Annotated in this window: 1 protein-coding gene and 1 pseudogene; one reads left to right on the top strand and one right to left on the bottom strand. The window is 59.7% G+C overall.

Annotated elements, in window-relative coordinates; all coding sequences use genetic code 11:
* Positions 1-658: pseudogene (locus EOA60_RS34820) on the top strand (hypothetical protein); the annotation flags it as partial.
* Positions 659-666: 8 nt separating this feature from the next.
* Here the strand turns inward: EOA60_RS34820 and EOA60_RS38505 are convergent.
* A partial coding sequence (locus EOA60_RS38505) for a hypothetical protein (protein ID WP_206628418.1) occupies positions 667-959 on the bottom strand: 293 nt, incomplete at its 5' end.

Here is a 959-nt window from a genome sequence, read left to right as displayed (position 1 = left end):
GTTCATGGCGAGAGCCTGGGCGTGGTCGGAAAGCCGCGTCAGACGGTTTTTAGGTCGTCTGAAAATCGACGCAATGATTGACACCGCTGCCGACGCACACGCGACGCTTATAACCATCTGTAATTACGATAAATATCAGTCCAAGAACGAACCAAGCGACGCACTCGTCGACGCACCCAGCGACGCACCAGCGACGCACCAGCGACGCAAACGAGAACCAAGAAACCAAGAAACCAAGAAGGTTGTTGCTAAAGCAACAACGCTGCCAGCCAGTTCGAAAAAGCCCAAGGCCACGGCAGAACATCAAAATTGGCAAGGCTCGGCCGAAGAGCAATTCTATGAATCCCTGTCGTCATGGGAAAAGGCCGGGGTGCCGCGCGGGATGCTGTTCCAGATCGGGGAATTCCTCGACCGCGACTTCCCGCAATTGATCGACATCGCGGCGCGGGCAGCCGCAGCCAAGAGCCCGCGGGCGTATCTCGGCGGTGTTCTGAAACTCTATCGCATCGAAAACGCGCCGCCGGCACCGTCCGATCCGCTGCTGCCAGCCTGGATCACCGAAGCCCGTGCGCAAGGCTACCCGGTCGAGCGCGAGGGCAATTACTGGCGCTTCGCGGGCGGGCTTTTCGACGATGCCAAGGAACAGGTCGGCAACTGATGCGAGAGCTAGCCGACATCGGAATTCACGTAGCGGATCGCGAAGGGGAGCAGCGCACCACCTGCCCGTCCTGCTCGCCGCACCGCAGGAAAAAAAGGGACAAGTGCCTTGCTGTCAGGATCGACCGAGACGGAGCAACCTACTTCTGCCACCACTGCGGCTACAACGGCGGCGTTCGAGCCGGGCAAACTTTCGGCGGCGGCAAAGGACTTCGCAAAGAAAACTCGTGGCATAAGCGAGACGACTTTGGCGCAGCTCGGCGCCGCCTCCGGAACGGCATACTTTCCGCGTAGGCTCGAAA

Origin of the sequence: Mesorhizobium sp. M1A.F.Ca.IN.020.06.1.1, assembly GCF_004023265.1 — a bacterium.
Classification (GTDB): Bacteria; Pseudomonadota; Alphaproteobacteria; order Rhizobiales; family Rhizobiaceae; genus Mesorhizobium.
Note: the sequence above shows the minus strand (reverse complement) of the source record. Positions and strands in the feature narration are given on the sequence as shown.